The sequence below is a fragment of the Bifidobacterium apicola genome (assembly GCF_042846865.1).
GTDB classification, from domain to species: domain Bacteria; phylum Actinomycetota; class Actinomycetes; order Actinomycetales; family Bifidobacteriaceae; genus Bombiscardovia; species Bombiscardovia apicola.
The window spans coordinates 1006458-1030328 of sequence record NZ_BAAFQQ010000001.1 but is presented as its reverse complement, the minus strand read 5'-3'; the positions used below and the strand labels follow the sequence as shown (position 1 = coordinate 1030328).

General features: G+C 58.6%; 16 protein-coding genes and 1 rRNA gene. 9 read left to right on the top strand and 8 right to left on the bottom strand.

Features of this window, described 5'->3' with window-relative positions:
• Positions 1-172 precede the first annotated feature (172 nt).
• Both ACGG9J_RS04295 and ACGG9J_RS04290 read left to right on the top strand, forming a co-directional pair.
• A complete protein-coding gene (locus ACGG9J_RS04295; protein WP_390133933.1) occupies positions 173-1147 on the top strand; it encodes a ketopantoate reductase family protein in 975 nt (324 codons plus the stop codon).
• A gap of 194 nt (positions 1148-1341) precedes the next feature.
• Complete coding sequence (locus ACGG9J_RS04290) at positions 1342-3567, top strand: alpha-galactosidase (protein WP_408069110.1); 2226 nt, start codon at positions 1342-1344, stop codon at positions 3565-3567.
• Between the two features lie 22 nt (positions 3568-3589).
• On the opposite strand, the gene ACGG9J_RS04285 is transcribed toward ACGG9J_RS04290, so the two are convergent.
• Complete coding sequence (locus tag ACGG9J_RS04285; protein WP_390133928.1) at positions 3590-4873, bottom strand: ROK family protein; 1284 nt, start codon at positions 4871-4873, stop codon at positions 3590-3592.
• Between the two features lie 313 nt (positions 4874-5186).
• On the opposite strand from ACGG9J_RS04285, the gene ACGG9J_RS04280 reads away from it, so the two are divergent.
• The 6 genes from ACGG9J_RS04280 to ilvA all read left to right on the top strand — a co-directional run bounded on the left by ACGG9J_RS04280 (position 5187) and on the right by ilvA (position 14599).
• Positions 5187-6383 carry an ABC transporter substrate-binding protein gene (locus tag ACGG9J_RS04280; RefSeq protein WP_390135308.1) on the top strand — a complete coding sequence of 399 codons (1197 nt, stop codon included), beginning with the start codon at positions 5187-5189 and terminating at the stop codon, positions 6381-6383.
• Between the two features lie 20 nt (positions 6384-6403).
• Positions 6404-7342 carry a carbohydrate ABC transporter permease gene (locus ACGG9J_RS04275; RefSeq protein WP_390135307.1) on the top strand — a complete coding sequence of 313 codons (939 nt, stop codon included), beginning with the start codon at positions 6404-6406 and terminating at the stop codon, positions 7340-7342.
• Position 7343: 1 nt separating this feature from the next.
• Entirely contained in the window at positions 7344-8243 is a 900-nt protein-coding gene (locus tag ACGG9J_RS04270; protein WP_229281726.1) for a carbohydrate ABC transporter permease, read from the top strand.
• Between the two features lie 87 nt (positions 8244-8330).
• A complete protein-coding gene (locus ACGG9J_RS04265; RefSeq protein WP_390133926.1) occupies positions 8331-10241 on the top strand; it encodes a glycoside hydrolase family 13 protein in 1911 nt (636 codons plus the stop codon).
• A gap of 162 nt (positions 10242-10403) precedes the next feature.
• Entirely contained in the window at positions 10404-12884 is a 2481-nt protein-coding gene (gene otsB / locus ACGG9J_RS04260) for a trehalose-phosphatase (RefSeq protein WP_390133924.1), read from the top strand.
• 449 nt (positions 12885-13333) lie between these two features.
• Entirely contained in the window at positions 13334-14599 is a 1266-nt protein-coding gene (ilvA, locus tag ACGG9J_RS04255) for a threonine ammonia-lyase (protein ID WP_390133922.1), read from the top strand.
• A gap of 678 nt (positions 14600-15277) precedes the next feature.
• Here the strand turns inward: ilvA and ACGG9J_RS04250 are convergent.
• From ACGG9J_RS04250 to ACGG9J_RS04220, 7 genes are all read right to left on the bottom strand, one after another.
• Complete coding sequence (locus tag ACGG9J_RS04250; RefSeq protein WP_390133920.1) at positions 15278-15949, bottom strand: ATP-binding cassette domain-containing protein; 672 nt, start codon at positions 15947-15949, stop codon at positions 15278-15280.
• Positions 15950-15974: 25 nt separating this feature from the next.
• Positions 15975-18128 (bottom strand): bacteriocin-associated integral membrane family protein, encoded by a 2154-nt coding sequence (locus tag ACGG9J_RS04245; RefSeq protein ID WP_390133918.1) that lies wholly within the window; start codon positions 18126-18128, stop codon positions 15975-15977.
• A 200-nt stretch (positions 18129-18328) separates the two neighbouring features.
• On the bottom strand, positions 18329-18592 hold the full coding sequence (locus ACGG9J_RS04240; protein WP_390133916.1) for a hypothetical protein: 264 nt from the start codon (positions 18590-18592) through the stop codon (positions 18329-18331).
• A gap of 170 nt (positions 18593-18762) precedes the next feature.
• Positions 18763-18918, bottom strand: a complete 156-nt coding sequence (locus tag ACGG9J_RS04235; RefSeq protein WP_390133914.1) for a hypothetical protein — start codon at positions 18916-18918, stop codon at positions 18763-18765.
• Positions 18919-19616: 698 nt separating this feature from the next.
• Positions 19617-20000 (bottom strand): ribbon-helix-helix protein, CopG family, encoded by a 384-nt coding sequence (locus tag ACGG9J_RS04230; protein WP_390133912.1) that lies wholly within the window; start codon positions 19998-20000, stop codon positions 19617-19619.
• A gap of 116 nt (positions 20001-20116) precedes the next feature.
• Positions 20117-20263 (bottom strand): hypothetical protein, encoded by a 147-nt coding sequence (locus ACGG9J_RS04225; protein ID WP_390133910.1) that lies wholly within the window; start codon positions 20261-20263, stop codon positions 20117-20119.
• Positions 20264-20664: 401 nt separating this feature from the next.
• Positions 20665-21420: a Sir2 family NAD-dependent protein deacetylase gene (locus ACGG9J_RS04220; protein ID WP_390133908.1), complete on the bottom strand. Its 756-nt coding sequence runs from the start codon at positions 21418-21420 to the stop codon at positions 20665-20667.
• Between the two features lie 652 nt (positions 21421-22072).
• Between ACGG9J_RS04220 and ACGG9J_RS04215 the strand changes: the two genes are divergently transcribed.
• Positions 22073-23597, top strand: a 16S ribosomal RNA gene (locus ACGG9J_RS04215).
• Positions 23598-23871 lie beyond the last annotated feature (274 nt).

Genomic DNA, 23871 nt, shown 5'->3' with positions numbered 1-23871 from the left:
AGGGTGGTTGTGTCTTTCAAGGCGCGGAAATCCTGGCATGTTCCAGTCCCTATGTCCAGCATGCGACCGTTGCCTTGGTTCCCCTCCGCCCTCTCGGCATACTGCTTGGTATCCCCGGGGCCGGTCCCCGGAGGTGCTTTGTCTATTCAAGAGATTAAGAGGGTGTATTTCGATGCGATATACGGTCATCGGTGCCGGAGCCATGGGCTATCGTCTGGGTGTGCTGCTGCAGGAGCAGGCCGGCCTGCAGGTGGATTTCGTGGATACCTGGATGCCCAATATCGACAAGGTTCATGACCAAGGAGGCGTCTATGTCTCCCGTGATCATGAAAATCGGCATTTGGTGCCCGTCAACATTTACACCCCCGAGGACTACAAGGGCGACCCCGATGTCTGGATCGTCATGCTCAAGCAGATGCAGCTGGAGGCCGTCCTGGAGCGTTGCGCACCGCTTTTCCGTGACCATCAGGTGGTCTTCTCGGCCATGAACGGCTGGGGGCACTTCGACAAGCTGCTCAAGTACTTCCCCAAGGAGCGCGTCTACGGCGGCACGGCCATGATCGGCACGGTCCTCAACGGGCCCGGCGACGTGGACTTCATCGGCAAGTCCGGGGCTGGCTCCGTGCATCTGTGTGCCATGACCGAGCAGACCACCGACCTGGAGCGCCGGATGGCCAAGGACTTCAAGGCTGCCAATCTCAACCCCATCCTGACCGAGAACTTCGAGGGCACCTGCCTGGCCAAGATCATCTTCAACTCGGTGGTCAACACCATCTGCACCATGTACCAGATCACCATGGGCCAGTTCGTCTCCTACCCGGGCGCCAAGGATATGTCCCGCCAGCTGATCGACGAGGCCTATGATGCCTGCGAGCGGGCCGGCAAGCAGCTGATCCAGACCCGCCAGGAGACTCTGGACGAGGTGGACTATGTCAGCCGCGTGGGCAATCCCCTCCACTACCCCTCCATGTACCAGGACATGTCCAAGGGCCGCCCAACCGAGGTGGACTATATCAACGGCTACCTGGCGCGCCTGGGCCGCGAGCATGACTACGTCTGCCGGACCCAGGAGTTCCTGACCCACGGCGTCCATCTGGCTGAGCTGGCCTTCCGTGTCCATCATGAGGAGCAGGCCGACCAGGGGTGATGCGAATCAGAAGAGAGCGTGTTTTCACGAATTACTTTCCCAAGTAAGAAAAACACGCTCTTGCAGACAAGTTACCTGTGAGTCTTTAGCATGGAGCCTAATTGTCAGTGTCGGCGACCGGCCTATAAGGTGCGGGATGATATCGCCGGGCTTATGGCGGAGGTGTCATGGAGGATCATCGCGGCGTCCCGAGGATGGGTTCCTATCAGAGGGAATCGAATCTGGGGGTTTCCCTCAGGTTGGTTTACATGGAGCAGTCTGGGCTGTCTCTTGCCGTCCTCTTCCCGGGGAAGGGTCTGCCGAGGATAGTTCACTGGGGCGATCCAGTGGCCGATCCGCAGGCTTTTCTGGGCTCCTACGACGCTCTGGCTCCACAGCAGGTCTCAGGGGGACTGGACCTTACGGCCTGGCCCAGCGTTCTTCCGACCCAGTCCGAGGCTTGGACCGGACAGCGCCGACTGCGCATCTGCCGTGGCGGCGTTGAGGTTTTTTGCCGTTTTCAGGTGGAATCAGTTGATCTTGGTACAGACCCGGTCCGATCTGACGATTCCGCTGTTCCGACGCTGACGGTTCGGGCCTGCGACCGGGGCCAGCGTGTGGGGCTGACCTGGCGTTGCCAGGTGCTGTCGTCCGGTCTTGTTCGGCAACGTGCGGAACTGTTCAACTTGGATACGGTGAGAGATCTGGATGTCAACGGTTTGGAGCTGGCTTTTCCCTTGCCGGCTGGAGCAACCGAGATTCTGACCACTACCGGTCACCACCTGCGCGAACGCAGCCCGCAACGCCAGCCGTTGACAGTAGGCCGTCTGGAGCGCCCAAGCCTGGTGGGCCGACCGGATTTTGATTCCTCTCTGATCATGTGCGCGGGTCGACCTGGGTTTGGATTCGAGCATGATGAGGTATACGCGGTCCACCTGGGCTGGAGCGGCAATGGTCTGCTCAGCGCCGAGCGGATTCCCTCAGCTCCTGCATTGCTGGGCGGCGGCGAGATTCTGATGGCCGGAGAGATCACGCTTCCTCCTGCTGGCAGTAATCCCGACCAGCCGGCGTATTCCACGCCCTGGCTCTATGGTTCCCGGGGCAAAGGTCTGGACCAGGCGGCCCACAGGTATCATGCTTTCCTACGGTCCCTGCATCCTGGTTTTGCATCACGTCCCAGGCCCGTCACCCTGAACACCTGGGAGGCGGTTTACTTCGACCAGTCCTATGACAAGCTGGCCGCCTTGGCCGACCAGGCGGCCCGTATAGGTGTGGAACGTTTTGTCGTTGATGACGGGTGGTTCCAGAACAGGCGTTCGGATGAGTCCGGGCTGGGGGATTGGTCCATAGATCGGCAGGTATGGCCCGAGGGTCCTAAGAGCCTGGAAGCTCTGGCCGCCAAGGTGCATCAGTTGGGAATGGAATTCGGCCTCTGGTTCGAACCCGAAATGATCAGTCCAGGCTCAAGTGTCTTTCGTGATCATCCTGACTGGGTCATGTCCCCAGGGCTTTCCCGGCTGCCGCTCGAAGGCCGTAACCAGCAGGTCATGGATCTGACCAATCCCGATGCCTATGCCCATGTGTTCGACGCTATGGACTCGTTGATTGCGCTTATGAGCATCGACTACATCAAATGGGATCATAATCGCTATGTGACCGAGGCCTGCTCTCCCAGGTCGGGACGTCCGGCTGTGCATGCGCAGACTGAAGCGGTATACACAATCATGCGCGATCTGAAAACCAGACATCCCGGTCTGGAGATCGAATCCTGCGCTTCCGGGGGCGCGCGCATCGATTTGGGCGTATTGGAATATGCCGACAGGGTTTGGGTCTCGGACTGCGTGGACCCGGTCGAGCGGGCCGACATCCAACGGTACACATCCCTGCTGGTGCCGCCGGAGATGATGGGGGAGCATGTGGGCGATTCCCCGGCTCATTCAACCGGTCGTGCCACCTCACTCGGTCTGCGTGCAGCCATGGCCTTCTTCGGCCATATGGGCGTGGAATGGAATCTGCTGACCGTGCCCCAGGATCAGCTGAATGAGCTGGGGCGCTGGATCGATGTTTATAAGCAGTGGCGGCCTATGCTGCACACAGGCCATGTGGTTCATGGCGATGCACCCGATCCGGCGGTCCGCTTGGACGGCGTAGTCTCTGATGACGGCTCCCAGGCGCTCTATCGCTTCACCCAGCTGGCCTCTTCGGTCAATTACCCTCCGCAGCCCCTGGTGCTTCCCGGCCTGGACCCCAAGGCTGATTACCGGATTAGGCCCTTGGACATCTGCCGTGACCTGGACCGGGTCGGCAGCGGACAGAGTCCTCTGACCTGGTGGCGTCCTCAAGGCGTGGTTCTTCCGGGTGCGGCCTTGGGCGAACAGGGAATCCGGCCGCCGGTCATTCACCCTGCTGAGGCGCTGATCTTTGAAGCGAGCCGTATCTGAATCCGTCTAGCCGTTTCCCGATTCATATGGGCTTATCAGCTTCTTCGGGACCTTGCAGGTACCGGGCGATTGCTCTGGCCGCCGGTGCTTGGGCCCACCGGAGCCAGTCGCCGCCAATGATCCTCACGGGGACCTCGACCATCTGGCTGTGACGGAATGAAGCTATGCCCTTGCGGACGGATTCGATGCACCTTTTCATCAAATAGGAAGTCTCGCCGCTTACCAGGACCTTGTCGGGCAAGGCCGCGTTGGCCACCAGGGCGATCAGCACCCCTAGCCGATAACCGGTCAGATTGAGCAGGGTTTCGGCCTGCGGCATGTCCTCCTCCAGGTCTTTGATCAACTTGTCAAGGGTGGCGGCCTGCCCGATGGCATGCGAGTATTGTTCAGCCAGGGATCCTGTAGTCAGGCACTGGGCGCAGCCGCGATGACCCAGATAGCAGACAGGCCCGTCCGGATCCACCAGCTGATGGCCGATCAGCCCAAAACCTTCATCCGGCGAGGAGACGGGCATACTGTGCTCGCTTAAGGCATAACCGATGCCGGATCCCATGGTGATCAGCGCGAACCGATCCAGCCCGATGCCGTCGCCAAACCATCCTTCGTAAAGGGCCAGGGCATCGAGATCGTTGAAGACCAGACAAGGCAGATTACATGTTTTCTCCATCTGAGTGGCAAGATCAACGGGTTCGCTCCAATGCAGGAAGGGGGCGTAGGTGACGATCCTGTCTCGCTCCGCCCGACCGCCCAGGGAGATGGCAAGGCCGGAGGGGCTGGGAAGTCCGGCCTGGCTGATCTCGCGCATGCAATCCTGAGTAAGGTTTGACAGCATCCTCACGACCTGGCCTGGGCTTCGTTGTCGAATGTGATGACTGTGGGACCGGCCGACGGGGCGGCAGGCCAGGTCCGTCGCCGTGGCCATGGCGGTGCCACCGTGAAGATTGATGCCGATAAAGGTCTTAGCTTCCCGACGAACGACTAGGGCCTGCTGCGGTCTGCCTACGCTATTGGAGCTATGGTTGCCGCCATTCTCGCTTCCCGGGTCCTTGTCTGCCTGCGGCAGCGTGCCTGCTTCCCTGATGACCCCGCGATGGGCCAGGTCATTGGTGATGCGTGACACAGCACCCTGGGTCAGATTGAATCGCCGCGCCAGAGATACTCGGGAGATCGGGCCGTGCTGGAGGATCTCAACAGCGATGCGGTGGGTGTACTTGGAGGCCGTGAACCAGGCCGGGAACGGTTGTGCTTCTCCTGAGCAGCCAGCATTCTCGTGAGGGTTGGATATCTGGTTGTCTATGCCGACCATGGTGCCTCCTTCCGGAAAATAGGCCTGCTGATCGCGGACGAACACCATATGCTGAACAGCCTATCCTAATTACTTTCCTAATGAAAGGAACTCGCCGGAGCTGGGAATGAAATATCCCGGTCCCCTAATCTGAACCTCGGAATCATCTAGGTCATTGTTGCCCATGCGGATGGTAAAGGAGCCGGATATGAAGGGTATCGATAATAGAAAAGGAACCGGAGGGATTCTTGTGCGCATATCCGGGCTTGATCGAATATCGGCCTGGGTTCGGAACGGAGCGGCATCGCTCCTCGCCCTGTTGACCATTGTGGCCATGGCGGGCTGTGGTTCTGCGGATTCAGGCGTGGTTACTCTGGACTTCTTCCAGTTCAAGTTCGAGGCTGCAGAACAGTTCAAGGCCATGGTGGCACAGTTTGAGAAGCAGAACCCTGACATCAGGGTGAACATCAACAATTCGGCCGACGCCCAGACTGATCTGCGCACTCGGCTGGTTAAAAACCGGGTGCCCGACGTCATCACTTTCAACGGCGATATCAGCTTCGGCATGTTTGCGGCATCCGGGGTCTTCCATGATTTTACTGACGATCCCCTGGTCAAGGAGCTCAATCCGGGCATGGTGTCGATAGCCAGGAATTTGGTCCAGACCAAGGATCCTTCGGCCAAGCGCCTGTATGGTCTGCCCTTTGCCGGTAACGCCAGCGGCTACATATATAACAAGACGCTTTGGCGAAAGGCAGGGGTCGATCCCGACAATCCGCCGCGCACCTGGTCGGAGTTCACGGCCGTCATGCACAGGTTCAAGAATCAGGGCATCGAACCTGTGCAGGGCACTCTCTCCGATTCCTGGACCGCTCAGGCCCCCTTGGCATCTCTGGCGGGGACCTTGGTCCCCGAGAGTAGGTACAGGGATCTTCTGGCCGGGAAAACCGATTTCAAAACCCTATGGACACAGCCGGCTCGGCGAGAGGTCGAGCTCTTCAGCCATTCCGCTGGCGACAAGGGCGTTACCTACCAGCAGGGCACCCAAAATATGGCCAAGGGTAAGGTGGCGATCCTTCCCCTGGGAACATACGCCATACCGCAAATCAGGATGATCGATCCGGATGCGGACCTCGGTTTCGCCCAGATGCCGGCCAATGATTCCCGCTCCCGGCAGATACTGACGGCTGGCAACGACGTCATGCTGACCATGGGCGCCAACACCAGGCATCCCAAGGAGGCCATGCGGCTGGTCCGTTATCTGATGCAGCCCCAGCAGCTGCGCACGTATGCAAAGGCCCAAACGGCCTTCACGCCGACCAGAAAGGTGGAGGCAGGCGATCCGGCCCTGAACGGGGTTCTTCCCTTCTTCCAACAGAACCGCTTGGCTGACTTCTGCGACCATTACATCCCCTCTTCCATCAATATCGGCGGCTACCTGCAGACCATGGTCACCAAGGGGGATGTGGATGGCTTCATCGGTTCCATGCAGAACGAATGGGACAAGGTCCAGGCAAGGAACTTTCAATGATGAAAGGTCGGGATTCAGAGATGGCACAATCCAAGGTCGTCGGCATCCATACTGCTGACGCAACAGCCAAGGCCAGAAAGCGGCTTTCAAAGTTCTCCAATCGCAAGGTGGACCGCGCCTTCTACTGGATGGCGGTCCCCGCCGCCCTGATTTTCGCGCTCTTCCTCTATGTGCCCTTCCTCCAGGGTGTGGCCTACTCCTTTACGAATTCCCAAGGATACGGGCGCTTCTCATGGATCGGCTTCAAGAATTACGGTGCCCTCTTCCGTGACGGCCGCGTGGGCCACGCTTACCTATTCACTCTGCTGATCGCCATCCTGATTACCCTGCTGGTCAACTTCATCGCCCTGTTCATCTCGGTGGCGCTGAATGGAAAGATCGCTTTCAAGAACGGGTTCCGGGTCATCTATTTCATCCCCTACACGCTCTCGGTCCTGGTCATTGGCTATGTCTTCAAATACCTCTTCATGACGCCCCTGCCGGCTCTAGGCAAGGCCCTGGGCATCGGCTGGCTCTCCCAGTCCCTGCTGACCAGCGAGCACTATGCATGGATCCCCATCGTCTTCCTCTCGGTCTGGCAGGCGGTGGCTTATTCAACCCTGATATATCTGGCTGGTCTGCAGACCATCGACTCGGAGGTCTATGAGGCCGCATCCATCGATGGCGCCAACGAGTGGCAGAAATTCTGGAGGGTCACCTTCCCCTTGATTGGCCCGTTCTTCACCATCAATCTGGTGTTGACTCTGAAGAATGCCTTCAACACCTTCGATCAGGTGGTGGCCCTGACTGCAGGAGGACCTGATTCCAGGACGGAAACAGTCACCTACCTCATCTACAAGGGCGGCCTTACCGGAGGCGAGTACGCCTACCAGACAGCCAACGCGGTCATGTTCTTCATCGTCCTGGCCGTGATTGCGTTCATCCAGCTGGGCATTTCCAGAAGAGGGGAGAAGATCTGATATGGCACAGACAGCGCTTATGCAGCCTCAGACACCGGCACAATCAGCAGGAAGAGGGGGAAGGCGGCATCGGGGATTCCCGGGATCGCGCCTCAAAAGGGTCAACTGGTGGCTGACGGCCACCGTGGCTGTCCTCTCCCTGACGATTCTTGTGCCGCTCTACTTCACCGTGGTCACGGCTCTGAAGACCCCTGCGGAAGCCGGAACCTTCAGTCTGCCCTCTTCCTGGCAGTGGCACAATTTCGCCGATGCCTGGAACAAGGTCAACTATCCCAAGGCCGCGCTGAATTCGGCCATCGTCACGGTCTGCGCAGTGGCACTCACCCTGCTGACCAACACCTTCGTGGCCTATGCCGTAGCCAGAAATATGGACAAGCGCTTCTTCCGCTTCCTCTACTACTTCTTCATCGCGGCCATGTTCGTCCCCTTCCCCGTGGTCATGCTTCCCATCGCCAAGCAGTTCGGCAGCTGGCACCTGGACAACGTGCCCGGTCTGATCCTGCTCTATGTGGTGTTGGGCCTGGGCACCAACCTCTTCATCGCCACGGGGTTCATCCGATCCATCCCTACCGCGCTTGAGGAGGCCGCCCGCCTGGACGGAGCAGGCACTTGGAGAATATTCTGGACCATCATCTTCCCTCTGATGGGTCCAATCAATGCGACCATCGCCATCACCACGGCTCTCTGGGCCTGGAACGATTTCCTCATGCCGCTGATCGTCCTAACGGATCAGACCAGCCAGACCATCCCTCTGGCGCAGTATGTCTTCAGCTCCCAGTTCGCTACCAACTATCCGATGGCCTTCTCTAGCTACCTGATGGCCCTGGCGCCCATACTGATCGTCTACCTATTTGCGCAGAAGTGGGTCATCAGCGGCGTTATGAGAGGAGCTGTCAAGTAGCCCCGTCAGAACAGGCAGTCAGAGCAGCCTATAGTGGAGGTCACAGCACAACGAAGTCCCAGGAATCCAACTTCCGGGAGGAGGACCATGACCCAGGAAGAACGCATGCAGCTGCCCGACCGGGTGCGGACCAACGGAGCCACCCCCAATCCCTGGTGGGCCAACGCGGTGGTCTACCAGATCTATCCGCGGTCCTTTCAGGACACCAACGGTGACGGCTATGGCGACCTGCCTGGCATCACTCAGCGGCTGGACTACTTGGCCGACCTGGGCGTGGACGTGATCTGGCTGAGTCCGGTCTACAAGTCCCCCCAGGACGACAACGGCTACGACATTGCCGATTACCGGGACATCGACCCCATCTTCGGCACCATGGACGATATGGACGAGCTCCTGGACCAGGCCCACCGGCGGGGGATCAGAGTGGTCATGGACCTGGTGGTCAATCACACTTCGGATGAGCACGCTTGGTTCCAGGCCTCCCGCAACAAGGATGACCCGCACGCCGACTGGTACTGGTGGCGTCCTGCCAAGGTCGGTCACGAACCGGGGGCTCCTGGCGCAGAGCCCAACCAATGGGGGTCCTACTTCGGAGGTTCCGCCTGGCAGTACGATCCGCAGCGCGGCGAATACTACCTGCACCTGTTTTCCAAGAAGCAGCCCGACCTCAACTGGGAGAACCCCCAGGTCCGGCAGGCCGTCTTCGACATGATGAACTGGTGGATGGATCGGGGCATCGACGGATTCCGCATGGATGTGATCGTCATGATCTCCAAGACCGTCGACTCCGAGGGCCGCTTGCCCGGCGAGGACGGATCGGGCATTGCTGACGGTCCTGTGGGACCCGAGGGGTACTCGTCCTCGGTGCCCTTCTGCGTGGACGGCCCCAGGCTGGATGAATTCCTCAGACAGATGCGCAGCGAGGTCTTCCAAGGTCGGCAGGGCTACCTGACAGTCGGAGAGGCTCCCAGCCTGGCTCCTGCCCGCAGCGGGCAGATCACCGACCCGGCCAACCATGAGCTGGACATGCTCTTCCTCTTCACTCAGACTGAGGTTGACACCGGGGACAGCAAGTGGGACATCCGCCCCTTCCAGGTCTCCCGGCTCAAGGCGGTCATGGACGAGCAACAGCAGGCTGTGGCCAAGGCTGGATGGGCCAGCCTCTACTTCGACAACCACGACCAGCCCAGGATCGTCTCCCGTTGGGGCGACACCTCCAGCGAGGAGCTGCGCTCGCGTTCGGCCAAGGCCCTAGGGCTCCTCCTGCACATGCACCGGGGGACCCCATACATTTATCAGGGCGAGGAGCTGGGCATGACCAACGCCGGCTTCACCAGCCTGGGTCAGTACCAGGATCTGGAATCCATCAACCTCTACCATCAGCGGGTGGATCAGGCGCATGAGCAGGATCCGGAGTCCATGATGGCCGCCCTGGCCTATATGAGCCGCGACAACGCCCGCACCCCCATGCAGTGGGATTCCACCAAGTTTGCCGGTTTTACGGCCTCTTATGCGCCCAAGGAGCCCTGGCTTGCCGTCAACCCCAACCGGGACAAGGTCAACGCCAAGGCTGAGCTGCGCGACCCGGATTCGGTCCTGGCCTTCTACCGTGAGCTGATCCGCCTGCGTCACACCAATCCGGTCGTGGCGGCCGGCGATTTCACACTTCTGGACCCGGATGCGGACCAGATCTATTCATTTACCCGTTCCCTGGATCAGACGCCGGAACCCAAGTCGGGACCCGAGGCAGCCAGCGTTCTGGATGCCCTGCCCTGCCAGCGCCTGCTGGTTGTGGTCAATCTGAGCAGCCGCCCGGCCTCATTGCCGCCGCAGACCGCAGCGCTTCTGGGCCTGGACCAGACAGGATTTACTTCTATGGCCCTTGGTGCAGTAGATCCCGACCGGATCCTCATATCCACCTACCGACCAGAGCAAACTGCCAGCTCTCTATTGACCGGTCGCCTCTCCCCATGGGAGGGTTTCGTTTACCGACTCTGAGGAAAACCCGGCCGCCGGCGCCCGTTCACGGCTAGAGTGGAAGTCAGCGATGCTCCGATGGGCCTATGCGGACCGGTTGGGTCCCCAGGTCCCGGGGCGATGGGTCCGCGCCGTGGTCAATCCCGACGATTCCGGCGCGGACGGGAAAAGAAAGCGGGTTGCATGTCTCGTCTGATCATTGTCTCCAATCGTTTGCCCATGTCGTTGCAGGCACAGGAAGACGGCTCCTACACCTTGCACCAGAACGTGGGGGGACTGGCCACGGCTATCGGCCCCTACCACCGTTCCCATAAGGACAGCCTCTGGATAGGCTGGAGCGGCATCGATCCGCAGAAGTACTCGGAAAAGGAACTGGCCCGCATCCGTCAGGCCTACCGGGAGAGCCGGTGCATCCCTATCTTCCTGAGCAAGGAAGAGCTGAACGGATACTACGCCGGGTTCTCCAACAACACCCTCTGGCCGCTCTTCCATGACTTTTCGCATGAGGCCGTCTTCCGCCAGGAGGACTGGGAGATGTACCGCAAGGTCAACATGCGTTTCGCACAGGTGGTGGAGCCGCTCATCCGCAAGGGCGACACTATATGGATTCAGGACTATCACCTGATGCTCCTACCCAAGATGCTGCGCGAACGCTATCCTGATGCCTCAATTGGTTGGTTCCTGCACGTGCCCTTCCCCAGTGCCGAGATCTTCCGCTCTCTGCCTTGGAGCCGCGAGATCCTGGAAGGCGTCTTGGGCGCCAACCTGATCGGCTTCCATACAGTGGACTTCTCCGCCAGTTTCCTGGCCTCGCTGCACAGGCTGCTGCCCGAACTGCCGGTCAACCGGGATGGTGTGGTCGAGATGCCTGATGGCCACCGCGCAGCCATCGATGCTTTCCCCATCGGCATCGACTACAACCTCTACCGGCGGACCGCCCACTCCAGCCTGGCTCGGGCCATGCGTCGAGGGATAGACGAGGTCTGCGGCAAGTCACCGCGGCATCGCTACCGCACCTCGGTGACTGCCGAGGGCGTGGCGGCCAACGAAGCTGCGGCTTCGGACGCCAACTGGTGGAGCCACTACATGAAGGAGGACATCCCTGAGTCCACGCTGGCCAAGCAGGCGGCCTCCTCAGTGGGCAGTCGATCCAACAAGGTCATCGTTTCGGTGGACCGGCTGGACTACACCAAGGGTCTGCCTGAGCGGCTTCAGGCCTTCGGCCGCATGCTGGACAGGTACCCCGAGTGGGTGGGCCATGTCACCTACTACCTGCTGGCCACCCCCTCGCGGGAGGTCGTCGAGTCCTATCAACGGCTCAAGGCCCAGGTGGACCAGCTGGTGGGCGAGATCAACGGCCGGTACTCCCTGCTGGCTTGGACCCCTATCCATTACATCACCCGCTCCCTGTCCATCAAGCCGGTCTGCGGCATCTACACGGCCGGCGACGTGGCCCTGGTCACCCCCCTGCGCGATGGGATGAACCTGGTGGCCAAGGAGTATCTGGCCTGCCATGACGGGCGCGACGGCACCCTGGTCCTGTCGGATATGTGCGGGGCGGCCGACGAGCTGACCGATGCCTTCATCGTCAATCCCTACGACATCGACATGGTCTGCGAGGCCCTGCACAACGCTCTGGAGATCACCCCCGAGGAGTCCAAACGGCGCAACATCCGTATGCAGGCCCGGCTCAAGGTGCGCACTGCAGCCAACTGGTGCACCTCCTTCCTTGACTCCCTGCGGCAGGTGTCCGCTCCGGGCATGACAGATAGGAGGCTGCGTATGGATCACCACAACGCCATCGTTCGTCAGTGGGACGGGGCACATCGTCGTCTGGTCCTGTGTGACTATGACGGGACGCTGACCCCGTTGGTTCGTCGTCCTGAGCGGGCCAAGCCCACCCAGTCCCTCCGCCGTCTGCTGACCCAGGTGGGGAGCAATCCCGATGTGGACTTCCTGCTGGTCTCCGGCCGCAGCCATCAGATCATGCAGGATTGGTTCGGCGACCTGCCGGTGGGGCTGATCGCTGAGCACGGCGCCTGGAACCGCAACCTGCCTGGCAGCAACTCGGACGAGTGGCAGCGGGCGCAAGGCCTGCCTGACTCCGACACCTGGCAGAAGGTGATCCGGCCCATCATGGATGAGTCGGCCACCAGGGTCCCTCGCTCCTTCGTGGAGAGCAAGTCCGATGCGGTGGCCTGGCACTACCGGATGAGCGATGCCCAAGTGGCCGAACAGGAGCGTCAGGATCTGCTCCATCGTCTGCGCGGCGTTGTGGTCGGTCTGGGACTGATGATCATGGAGAACTCCAAGGTCGTTGAGGTCACCCCTGTGGCCACCAGCAAGGGTCAGGCCATCCTGCCCTTCGTCAACAGCGATGATTACGACTTCATGATGGCTCTGGGCGACGATGAGACGGATGAGACCATGTTCGCCGTCATGCCCGATAAGGGCTGGACCATCAAGGTAGGGCCAGGGCAGACCAAGGCTCGACTGCGCGTCAATGACCCGACCGCGGTCACTTTGCTGCTGGCCGACCTGGGCGCCGGCGTGGCCCGTGACTCTCATGAGCCCGTAGCCTCCCACGACTTCCGCGATGACCATACCGTGGTCGACGAGGCGCATGCCCAGTTCACTGACGACAAGCAGGGCAGGGACAAGTAAGGCAGGCAATCGCTTACCCTGCCGGTGACTGCTCGTGAAGCCCGTCAAGTTCACGGGCGGGCTGGTGGCAATCGTCGCCCACCGCTGGCAGTCTGTGGCGATCATGGACGGATGATTATGGGCGGTTGGCCGTGCCCGTTGCTTGCCATTCCGTTGCCGCCTTGTTTGTCCTTGACGACTGGCGAGGACTGTCGGCAGCTATCGACTGCAGGGGAATTTTCGTTTATCCTGCTGACTTGTCTTGTTCGGCTTGGCTGTATCGGCATACTGATTCGTCTGTTGCTTGCCTGGTTATCGGCCCGGTTGTTTCAGGACGGTTCTCATACCTGTCTGGTCTTCGGGCTCCCAAACATCGGGTTGCTTGCATATTTTGATTTCCGTTGTGTTCGGGTGTCCACCATGCTGACGAATGGCCCCATCTTTCGGGTCTGGCGGACCATACTTGGAGCATGGATAAGTCAACAATCACTGCCTGTCTCGAGGCCGATCATGCCGCTGATCTGCGCAACGCCGCGCGCCGTCTGGAAGGGGTGGCCCGCCACACCCTTATCGAACAATCCGATGACCTGGGTGCTCGGATAGGCCATCGCGTTCTGCTCAAGCCGGAGAATCTGCAACTGACCGGATCCTTCAAGATCCGCGGAGCTTACAACAAGGTGGCCTCGCTGAACCAGGACGAGCTGGACCGCGGTATCGTCACCGCCTCCGCTGGCAATCATGCTCAGGGGGTGGCTTTTGCGGCCCGCAGCCGAGGCGCAAAAGCCACCATTGTCATGCCCAGAATCACTCCGCCCCTCAAGGTCGATGCCACCCGGGCCTATGGAGCTGAGGTCGTGCTGCAGGGTGAGGTTTTCGATGAAAGCTCTGACTATGCCCTAGAGTTAGCACATGATCGTGGCATGACCTTTGTCCCGCCCTTTGATGACTACGAAGTCATCTGCGGTCAGGGGACCATTGCCATGGAGATTCTTCAGGATGTGCCCGATGTCACCGATATCGTGGTTCCTCTGGGTGGCGGCGGGCTGGGCGCCGGCGTAGCGCTCGCCGTAAAGACCTTTAGGCCAGAGGTCAGAGTCGTCGGAGCCACCCCTGTAGGATCTCCAGCCTGGCGTGAATCCCTGACGGCTGGTCATGTGGTCGCAGCAGATCAGATGCGTACGGCTGCCGAGGGCGTAGCCGTCAGACGTCCCGGGGATCTGAACTATGCTCTGCTCAGCCGTTATATGGATGATCTGGTCCAGGTGACCGAAAGCGACATCTCCGAGATGATCCTGTTCATGCTGGAGAAGCACAAGCTGGTGGTAGAAGCGGCTGGCGCCGTCTCTCTGGCAGCCCTGAGCCAGCTGGATCTGCAGTCCGATGTCTTCCGGTCGGCTCCGGGCCCGCATGTGATCGTCCCCATCATCTCGGGCGGCAACATCGACACGGTCACCATGGGTGCAGTCATCCAGCGGGGGATGATCTCCCGCGGGCGCATCATGCAGTTCGGTGTGGAGCTGCCCGATGTTCCCGGCCAGCTGGTCAAGGTGGCCACGGTCCTGGCTGACCTGCGTGCCAATGTGATCGAGCTCAACCACGACCAGTTCAAATCCTCTGGCCACTATGACAACGGCGTGCTCTTGGAGGTAACTGTGGAGACCAACGGCCCCGATCACATCACCCAGATTCTGGACACCTTGCGCAGCCACGGCTTCCAGGTCCATCAGAACTACTGAGCATGGTTTCCCAATCGGCCCGGGACCCGGTATCCATCTTTCCAGGTTCCGCGATAAGGATGATGGCCGATAGAACAGTCAGACTGGCTGTCGCCAATGCTGAACTTGGCTGATGGGCCCGACAGATTCTTGTATGGCCCAACTATGGCGATCCTTGCGCTATCTTTCGTCTCGTCGCAGGCGGACTCCGCCTTTTTCGATGCTGTAGTGAAGCCCGCAGTTTGCGTCGGCGTCGGCCAGGGCCACGTTCCAGAGAGCGACCACATGGTTCAGTGACTGCTTGGATTTGGTGACGAAGTTTCGTGTTTCTGTATAGTTCGAGCCCATTTGGTTCTGGAGCGATTTCCAGGTGATGAGTGGGGTCTGGTAAGCGTGTGAATGGTTGAGCGCGCATATCCGCTCGACAGCCATGCGAGATGTCGAAGTAGGACAGGACGCTGATCTGGCGTTTGAAGTCCTCGTAATCGGTTTTACGGGGCTTGCGTTGGATGCCCAGGCCTTCCATCAGCTGCCGCGGTGTGGAGGGGAGCATGATGACGCGGCTGGTCTTGTGCTTCTTCTGGCGCACGACTTGGGTGCTAATCCGCACCACGAGCAGCCTGGCTTCCCGTACGACCAGATGTGGGTGATGCCCTCCCCCAGGGTCGTCACGGTCTGCGGTTGGAGGACGTAGGTATATCAGCCTATTTCGATAATCGACGAACAGATTTGCTTTATTTCTTCATTGTGCGTTGAGATGATGACGGCGGCACCTTGTTGGGCAAGTTCGCACAGTATACGTATTACGACGTTAGCGTTGTCCTGATCAAGCGCAGAGGTCGGCTCGTCTGCAAGAATGACATTCGGCTGTTTGAGCAGGAGCCTGGCGAGGGCGATTCTCTGTTGTTCCCCGCCCGATAGGGTGTAAATCTTTTTCTTCTGTGAGCCATTCATCCCGACGATGTCAAGTACGCTGTCGATTCGTTCGTCCCGTTCCTTGCGATGCTCGCGCTTCTTCATTTTGAGGGGAATCTGCAGGTTACGCGATACATTCCACTGTTCGACAAGACCATAGTTCTGGAATAGAAATCCTATGTTTTCTCGAAGACACACTCGCTGCCCCTTCCTGCTCTTGCGTAAATAACCGGAACGGAATGTCCCTTCGTTGTAAGTGACCGATCCTTCATCGAAGTCCTCCAACAAGCCGATGCAGTTGAGCAGGGTCGTCTTGCCTGCACCGGACGGTCCGCTCACTGCGATTATGGAACCAGGTCCAGCGTCGAAGGACAGTCTCGACCATAACGTGTGTTCTGCAAATCTCTTGGTAAGTCCTTCGACTTGCAATGTCGGCTGCATGCCTGCGTCTGTCATATGCATCTTCCTCCGTACCACGGATTCACGGGCGTTTGATGTCATCGGCACGGAACCTTGATTCGTATGCCGATACGGTAATGGCCATGATGAGGCTGGATCCGGCGAAGAGCAATGTTCCAGCCACCAGATCCGCAACCTTGTTCATCGAGCAGATAATGCCGACTGCCATGAGGGTCAGCAGTACCCCGATATTCTGCATGATAAGGAAGCCTCCATGTCTTCTGAAAAACCCGTATCCATGGATGAATTGGACGAAGGAGAGCCTGCGTCGTCTTGCGCAATACGCGGCCGAGCACACAAGGATGGCCATCATGGCAGCGGCCAGACCGAACGATATGGCTATGATGTCCCCGCGTTGCTCGTTCCGGGATAATGACAACGTATACGCCACCGAGTCTTTGGCGTTGTCAATCCCCTGGAAGTATCCGGAGATTCCATAATGGTCCAGCTTGTTTTGCAGGAGTTCCGGATCAGAGAACAATACACTATCGCTTGATGTGTATGACAGGTATTCCATGGGGCTGATCAACCCCGACGATGGGGATGTGACGGCTACCACCGGATTCTTCAAAGACAGCCTCTGCTGATCCTCCGCAGGCATGAACTGCGTTCCCGAGAAGAGGGATATGTCCTGGCCCGAACGTGTGCGGACCAAGACGCCGTGAGGGTTGCAGGAATACGATTTCTGTTTCCGGGTGACATCTCCTCGGCACATTCTCTTGAAATATTCGGCGTATTCCTTCAACAAGGCCCCGGGGTCCCCTTTATATGATGAAGGCACCAGGAGTGTGAAAGCCCCGATATCTTTTCCAACCACCTTGACCGGTTTCCCATCAAGCCCGGCAATGGGTTGCTTGTCGAGATAGTTCGGGCTCACTATCATCGAATCGGATCCTTCCGGTTCATAAGGATTATCGTTGCCATCAGCGGAAAAAACGGAGTCACCTTTATACCCGACCAGCATCGCCTTCCCTCTGCTGTCAAGATCCTCGATCACTTTCATCAGGGGAGGCGCTGCCCGGAGCGTATCCTCCTGTGTGATGTTGATTGAAAACCTCAGGACATATTGATCCGAGATGCGAGACCACTGTGCCAAGGACCGGCTGGTGCTCTGTACCGCGCTGATTCTATTCAGAGAACCGCTGATGGTGCCAAAGAGAACAGCCACCACTATGAACTGGGCAAAACCCGCGATGATGCCATCACGGAGTTCGTTGCCCTCTCCGTTGAGAACGGAGGGTATTCGATCGTGGAATGTACTGGCACCACCTAAAGCCAACGCTAGGAAGACAAGATATGCTGTCAAGACAGCCACGGCGATAAACAGCGCTCGAAGGAGTCGCCAAATCTGGTGGAAGTTATTGATAAACCAGAGGAAAGGTAATCCCACTAAGGTAATTGTCACCAATCCCACGGCGAGTGTGGCGAGCAGTGACACCAGCTCGCCGACGAGTATCCTTCCGCTGGTATAACCGTGCATCGCCTTGATCGCATGTATCTTCCTGTTCCTGGACAGGGAATACGCGGTGGAAACCACCAATGTGATGGCGATGATAACGACTCCCGCCCAAAGGCCACCCTTCCCTAACGCGTATATCATCGCAGCTATCCAGAAGCCTCGTGACCAGAGGCTTTGTGATTCGTCAACCACTATCCGGGAACGTGACAAAGCCTTGGCGAGCTGTTCCATATGCGACCTATCCGCATTGGTCGCATAGCTTCCGCGCAAGTCCTGGGTGGTAATCTCTTCAAAAGAAACTACTTTTGTTGACTGGTCACGCGTTGAAAAGGAAGGATAATCGTACCCTCCATTTCGTTGAAAAGACTTTTGGTCACCCACAAAGGCCACGAGAACACGAGACTTCATTGAATCACGAAATGAAGGTTGGATTTTGAAGACATTAATCCCTAAATTTCTTGATGCTTGAGCAATCGCACGCACAGCATCCGCCTTCGTTGCGGTATCAACCCTCTCGACGGTGAAAGAGGTACCGGTACCAGCTGGAAGCTCCTGGTCGATAGTGATAAGCATCTCGAATGCCACCACCATGGTGAGAATCAAGGAAGCCCAAATCGTCAACCGTTCAATCCAGTGAATTCGCAAATACCTCACCCAAACTTCCTCATCGTCTTCTCCCTTGAAGGCAAATATGATGGCAAAAATCGGCCACCACAAGCTATTTTACCTTATAAATACAGCTGATTCATTCTGGCCTCTCACATATAGAGACCGTTCTTATGCCACTGATACCGATGTGGAATCCGAACCGGTACGATGACGCTGGCTACTCCTGGAACAATACCCTTGCCGGAGTTCGAACAACACATACAAGACCAGTTTGCTTGGTTACACTCACACCATGAGCATGGGATGTTTTAGCGGATGTAGTGCGGAATCATGTAGAGAATGTCGCTGGTGAGGACACTGGTGGGGATGGTGGTGGTCAGCCAGTTGCGGATCTGATGTCGGTCGAGCCGGTTGCCCATTCGTCTGATCTGCTCGCTGGCCTGTCTATCGAGTGAGGCCGGGGCCTCGTCAAGGTGTCGTGTGACGTCGTGGGCGCGCGAGTCGAGCTTGCTGTTCTGCCTGCTCTGCAGACTTAAGAGCTGCTCGTTCACATGCTGCTGCCAGTGGTACATCTTCCTGAGCTGTGTTTCGTTCCTGCTGGCCGTTTGCTACACGCTCTCCTCGAACGCCTTGTAGCCAAAGAGGATGACCTTCCTTGAGGCTTCGTTCTGCCTGTTGCCTGAGTCTTCTAATCGCTGCAAGCTGGTCAACAGCATCTGGTTGGCCTGTTCCGTCGTGGAGGTTATCGCCCCCAATACTCCCTGAGGTTCACCTGGTGGCTGGTGACGAGCTGTATCTGCGCGCCCTGGTAGTTCCTGAGCTCCTCGAGCACCTGCCTCGTCTCGCGCAGTTGCGCGCTCAGGTCCTCCTCGTTGCTCTGGTTTGGGTTCCCGTCCATGTCTCCTCGTTTCGTCCGGCAGCGATTGCAGTTCTCCGGCCACGCTCTTAATCCGTTCGAGCAGCTTCTCAATGAGCGTCTCCCCAATGACCGCGAAGCGAAGTCATCCACCGTCAAAATCAAAATCAAAAATTCAAGTTTTCTAGTACAGGTATATAGGTATATAGGTATATAGGTATATAGGTATATAGGTATATAGGGGGATTTCTTATTAGATTTACTGCGTGTGGGGCTAAGAGGGTTTGCTGCATTCAAAGTCCCTCAAATTACATTCAAGGTCCATCTCTTGAATTTGGTTTGATTGTGGCTTATCTGGACGTGATTGCTGTCTGCGCTGGTTGGTGCACTTGGGATGTGTTGATGATGGTGGATTCGTGATTGCTGGTGGGTCTGATGCTGGGTGGTTACGTTTGGTGGGCTGTGATTGCTGGTGTTTTATGGATGTGGTGAGCTGGTTTCGGGCCCTTTCTGTGATAGCGGTGAAATGCTCGTTTCTGACTGCGGCAGTTCTTCCGGCGCGCACGCCCGGCTTTGTTCTTTCCTGCCGGCTCCGGCAGGCTTGTACCGCGTGCATGGAGGTGGAGAATCTGTCCACCAGGATGGCTCAGGACCGGCTGGCCGTCCTGGGCATGCCCTGCGGGATCGCCTATGCGCAGCCGACCGCATGACCGCATGAACGAAGGGCACCCCCGGAACCGTTATTCATGGGTTCCGAGGGCGCCCTTGCGTCCTCCTGCGGCGGCCGTGTCCTTGACGTACCGGGCGACGGCCTTGCGGATGATGGCCGACTTGGGGATGCCCTCCTTCTTGGCCAGCCGGCTGGCCTTGTCGTCCAGGTCCTCGGGCACCCTGACCCTCCAGGTGCGTCGAGCGGTCCGTGCCTCGGCCCGCCGCTCCTCCAGCTTCTCCAGATTCGCCAGACTCTGGGCCATGAGCGATGCGGCCTGCTCGTCGGTCAGCAGCGGGGCGCCGGGGTCCCGCCGGATGACGGCCTCCGGGTGGTGGATCAGCTCCCCCCGGTCGGCTGCGCGGATCATCGCATCGATGTCCTCCTGGTTCTCAGATGTGACTTGCTTGGCCATTTTGCGCTCCTTTCCCTTCCTGCACGCCTGTCCCTCTCCGCCCTCACCGGGTGGCCTCGGCCCGGCGCAGGCGCATCCGGTCGAATTCCTCCTGGAGGTCGCGGAAGAACTCGTCCTCATCCACTCCGCGGTTCGGATCCTTGCGTCGTACGGACGGAGCCTGGTATGACGTCCAGGCGCTCCCCGCGTTCGGCCTTGGCGTTCATCTCCTCCATCTGTCGGCGCTCTTGTTCCGTCTTAGGCTCGTACTCGTATTCGTTCATGGCTATTCTCCTGTACCCAATAACATGGCTTTTTAAATTATTGGTTGGTATGGTCTGGCCGTCTATTGGTCGTGCTTGTGCGACCTGATCAGCCGCCGCCACAAGTCGGTGACGGTCATGATCTGGAAGGCGACGAAATCCCCGGGCTCGGCTTCTGGAGTCGATTTGCCGTCCTTCTTCTGGGGCAGAGGTTCGCTTCCTGATGCAGAGTATCCGCGTGATAGGAGTGCTGGGGTTCCAAAACGACGCTGACAGGGGTCCGGTACAAGTGGAGTCTGTCTGTAATGAGACGGAAGACGGCTCAAGGATTGCCATAGTGGGCCCTGCAGGTTCTTGCAGGGCCCATCAGAAACCTGCAGATCGCAGATCTGTTCCAGTAATTGCGCGGAGCGGTTGGGGAATCATCCTTGTCCGGCGATGGTTTTGTCGACGAGTTTGAGCAGTGCCTCTTCGATAGGTTCGTGGATGAGTCGGGTTGCCAGGGAATCGTATTGGGTCGAGCCCATGTTCATGATGGTGATTGGCACGCCCGCCTGGGCTGCCACCGGCACCAGCGAAGCTGCTGGATACACTTCCAAGGTGGAGCCAATCACCCAGAACTGATCGGCCTGGCTGGCCAGCCTCACGCTCTTCTCCATGGCTCCTTCGGGCAGGGCTTGACCGAAGTAAACCACATCAGTCTTGATGATGCCGTTGCATGGCATGTTGCCTTGGTAGGGCATGGGCTTGTGGCAGTGTGGATCGGGTTCCTGATCAAGCTTGGCCATGATGTCGGCCGTCCGATATGCCTGACCGCACTTCATGCAATGGGAGCTGCCGATGGTCCCGTGAAGGTTGACGATGACATCCTCGGAGTTGCCGGCTTTCTCGTGAAGGGCATCGAAGTTCTGCGTAGCCAGCAGGTTCAGCATGCCTGCCTGCTCCAGCCTGGCCAGTGCCTTGTGCGCTACTCCGGGCTGGGCCTTCCAGACTGGTGACTCCTTCTGCCACCGCCATGAATACTCTCGCTGCTTCCGATCACTCATGAACAGGTCCAAGTCATACACGTTCATCTGATCGGGATGCTTGGTCCAAACCCCGTCAGGTCCGCGAAAATCCGGTATGCCGGCGGAAGTCGAGATTCCCGCCCCGGTCAGTACTGCAATTGTTGTGCTCATACACCCGTCTTACCATCCGTCAACAGAATCCATGATTCGCAGACCAACATAGTGCGCGAACACACATCTATATCAACATTCGTATTCGTAGGCTGTGGATGACTGACGGTCGAGAACGGAAGGTGAACTCCGCATTGGATACAGTCGACTATGGCCAGAGTTCAAAAGGACTATGAAAGGACTAAGCTGACACGCCTATGGAGCTGGGGTTTGATGCCACTTTGTGAATAAAATGTGTGCATGAAGCCGTGGCAGTGCGCTGAAGTCCCATCTTCGCGACGTCTAAAGTTCAAAAGGGACATGCGGCGACACGCCGTTTGAGGGCTTGTTATTGCTGGTTTTGAGGGTCTTTTCGGAGGGGCCGGGTTGCGTTTTGGCTGGCTCGTGGTAAGTTTATCTCTTGCTGCTCAACACGGCGGTTCTTCTTCCGGGAGGAAGATGAACGCTTGTTGGTGTGGTGGTGGTTTGAGAACTCAAGAGCGTGTTTGTGCTACTTATAGCTTTTTGATTGCCAGTCCGATGCCCGCCCGGCTGTTGTCGGGTACGTGGGAGCGTTGTGAGGGGTGTCGGGGTTTTTCGTGGGTTGGTTTCCTCCTTATGGAAGCTGGCCCGTCAATTATTGATGTGAGTCGTTTCGGCTTCTTCATGGTTTTTTGTGGAGGGTTTGATTCTGGCTCAGGATGAACGCTGGCGGCGTGCTTAACACATGCAAGTCGAACGGGATCCGCCAAGCTTGCTTGGCGGTGAGAGTGGCGAACGGGTGAGTAATGCGTGACCAACCTGCCCCATGCTTCGGAATAGCTCCTGGAAACGGGTGGTAATGCCGGATGCTCCGCATCATCGCATGATGGTGCGGGAAAGGGTTTACCGGCATGGGATGGGGTCGCGTCCTATCAGCTTGTTGGCGGGGTGATGGCCTGCCAAGGCTTCGACGGGTAGCCGGCCTGAGAGGGCGACCGGCCACATTGGGACTGAGATACGGCCCAGACTCCTACGGGAGGCAGCAGTGGGGAATATTGCACAATGGGCGAAAGCCTGATGCAGCGACGCCGCGTGCGGGATGACGGCCTTCGGGTTGTAAACCGCTTTTGATTGGGAGCAAGCGAGAGTGAGTGTACCTTTCGAATAAGCACCGGCTAACTACGTGCCAGCAGCCGCGGTAATACGTAGGGTGCAAGCGTTATCCGGATTTATTGGGCGTAAAGAGCTCGTAGGCGGTTCGTCGCGTCTGGTGTGAAAGTCCATCGCTTAACGGTGGATCGGCGCCGGGTACGGGCGGACTGGAGTGCGGTAGGGGAGACTGGAATTCCCGGTGTAACGGTGGAATGTGTAGATATCGGGAAGAACACCGATGGCGAAGGCAGGTCTCTGGGCCGTCACTGACGCTGAGGAGCGAAAGCGTGGGGAGCGAACAGGATTAGATACCCTGGTAGTCCACGCCGTAAACGGTGGATGCTGGATGTGGGGCCCGTTCCACGGGTTCCGTGTCGGAGCTAACGCGTTAAGCATCCCGCCTGGGGAGTACGGCCGCAAGGCTAAAACTCAAAGAAATTGACGGGGGCCCGCACAAGCGGCGGAGCATGCGGATTAATTCGATGCAACGCGAAGAACCTTACCTGGGCTTGACATGTGCCGGACGGCTGCGGAGACGCGGCTTCCCTTCGGGGCCGGTTCACAGGTGGTGCATGGTCGTCGTCAGCTCGTGTCGTGAGATGTTGGGTCAAGTCCCGCAACGAGCGCAACCCTCGCCTCGTGTTGCCAGCGGGTCATGCCGGGAACTCACGGGGGACCGCCGGGGTTAACCCGGAGGAAGGTGGGGATGACGTCAGATCATCATGCCCCTTACGTCCAGGGCTTCACGCATGCTACAATGGCCGGTACAACGGGATGCGACATGGTGACATGGAGCGGATCCCTGAAAACCGGTCTCAGTTCGGATCGGAGCCTGCAACCCGGCTCCGTGAAGGCGGAGTCGCTAGTAATCGCGGATCAGCAACGCCGCGGTGAATGCGTTCCCGGGCCTTGTACACACCGCCCGTCAAGTCATGAAAGTGGGCAGCACCCGAAGCCGGTGGCCCAACCCGCAAGGGGGGGAGCCGTCTAAGGTGAGGTCCGCGATTGGGACTAAGTCGTAACAAGGTAGCCGTACCGGAAGGTGCGGCTGGATCACCTCCTTTCTACGGAGATATGAGTAAAATCCCCCGCCCGTGTTTGGGTCGTGGGGTCGGGTCCATGGGTCCGGCCGGATGGCCGGATGGCGTGGGCGTGCTGGCGTGGAACGGTCGGAAGGCTGTGGCATGGATGCGCTGTTGGGTTCCCGGACCGCCACCTTGTTGTGGGTGGTGTTCCTGCCGCCCGTCGGGTTCCTGCATGGGGTGTTGCCCTGTGGCGGGTCTTGGCGGCGCGCTGGTGGCTTGAGAACTGGATAGTGGACGCGAGCGGATGGCTGGC

Coding starts and splice junctions, on each gene's coding strand:
- ACGG9J_RS04240 (WP_390133916.1), bottom strand. CDS start 18,592: ATGTACCACTGGCAGCAGCATGTGAACGAGCAGCTCTTAAGTCTGCAG.
- ACGG9J_RS04235 (WP_390133914.1), bottom strand. CDS start 18,918: ATGGACGGGAACCCAAACCAGAGCAACGAGGAGGACCTGAGCGCGCAA.
- ACGG9J_RS04225 (WP_390133910.1), bottom strand. CDS start 20,263: ATGAACGAATACGAGTACGAGCCTAAGACGGAACAAGAGCGCCGACAG.
- ACGG9J_RS04275 (WP_390135307.1), top strand. CDS start 6,404: ATGGCACAATCCAAGGTCGTCGGCATCCATACTGCTGACGCAACAGCC.
- ACGG9J_RS04265 (WP_390133926.1), top strand. CDS start 8,331: ATGACCCAGGAAGAACGCATGCAGCTGCCCGACCGGGTGCGGACCAAC.
- ACGG9J_RS04290 (WP_408069110.1), top strand. CDS start 1,342: ATGGGTTCCTATCAGAGGGAATCGAATCTGGGGGTTTCCCTCAGGTTG.
- ACGG9J_RS04220 (WP_390133908.1), bottom strand. CDS start 21,420: ATGAGCACAACAATTGCAGTACTGACCGGGGCGGGAATCTCGACTTCC.
- ACGG9J_RS04250 (WP_390133920.1), bottom strand. CDS start 15,949: ATGACAGACGCAGGCATGCAGCCGACATTGCAAGTCGAAGGACTTACC.
- otsB (WP_390133924.1), top strand. CDS start 10,404: ATGTCTCGTCTGATCATTGTCTCCAATCGTTTGCCCATGTCGTTGCAG.
- ACGG9J_RS04295 (WP_390133933.1), top strand. CDS start 173: ATGCGATATACGGTCATCGGTGCCGGAGCCATGGGCTATCGTCTGGGT.
- ACGG9J_RS04270 (WP_229281726.1), top strand. CDS start 7,344: ATGGCACAGACAGCGCTTATGCAGCCTCAGACACCGGCACAATCAGCA.
- ACGG9J_RS04230 (WP_390133912.1), bottom strand. CDS start 20,000: ATGGCCAAGCAAGTCACATCTGAGAACCAGGAGGACATCGATGCGATG.
- ilvA (WP_390133922.1), top strand. CDS start 13,334: ATGGATAAGTCAACAATCACTGCCTGTCTCGAGGCCGATCATGCCGCT.
- ACGG9J_RS04285 (WP_390133928.1), bottom strand. CDS start 4,873: ATGGTCGGCATAGACAACCAGATATCCAACCCTCACGAGAATGCTGGC.
- ACGG9J_RS04280 (WP_390135308.1), top strand. CDS start 5,187: ATGGCGGGCTGTGGTTCTGCGGATTCAGGCGTGGTTACTCTGGACTTC.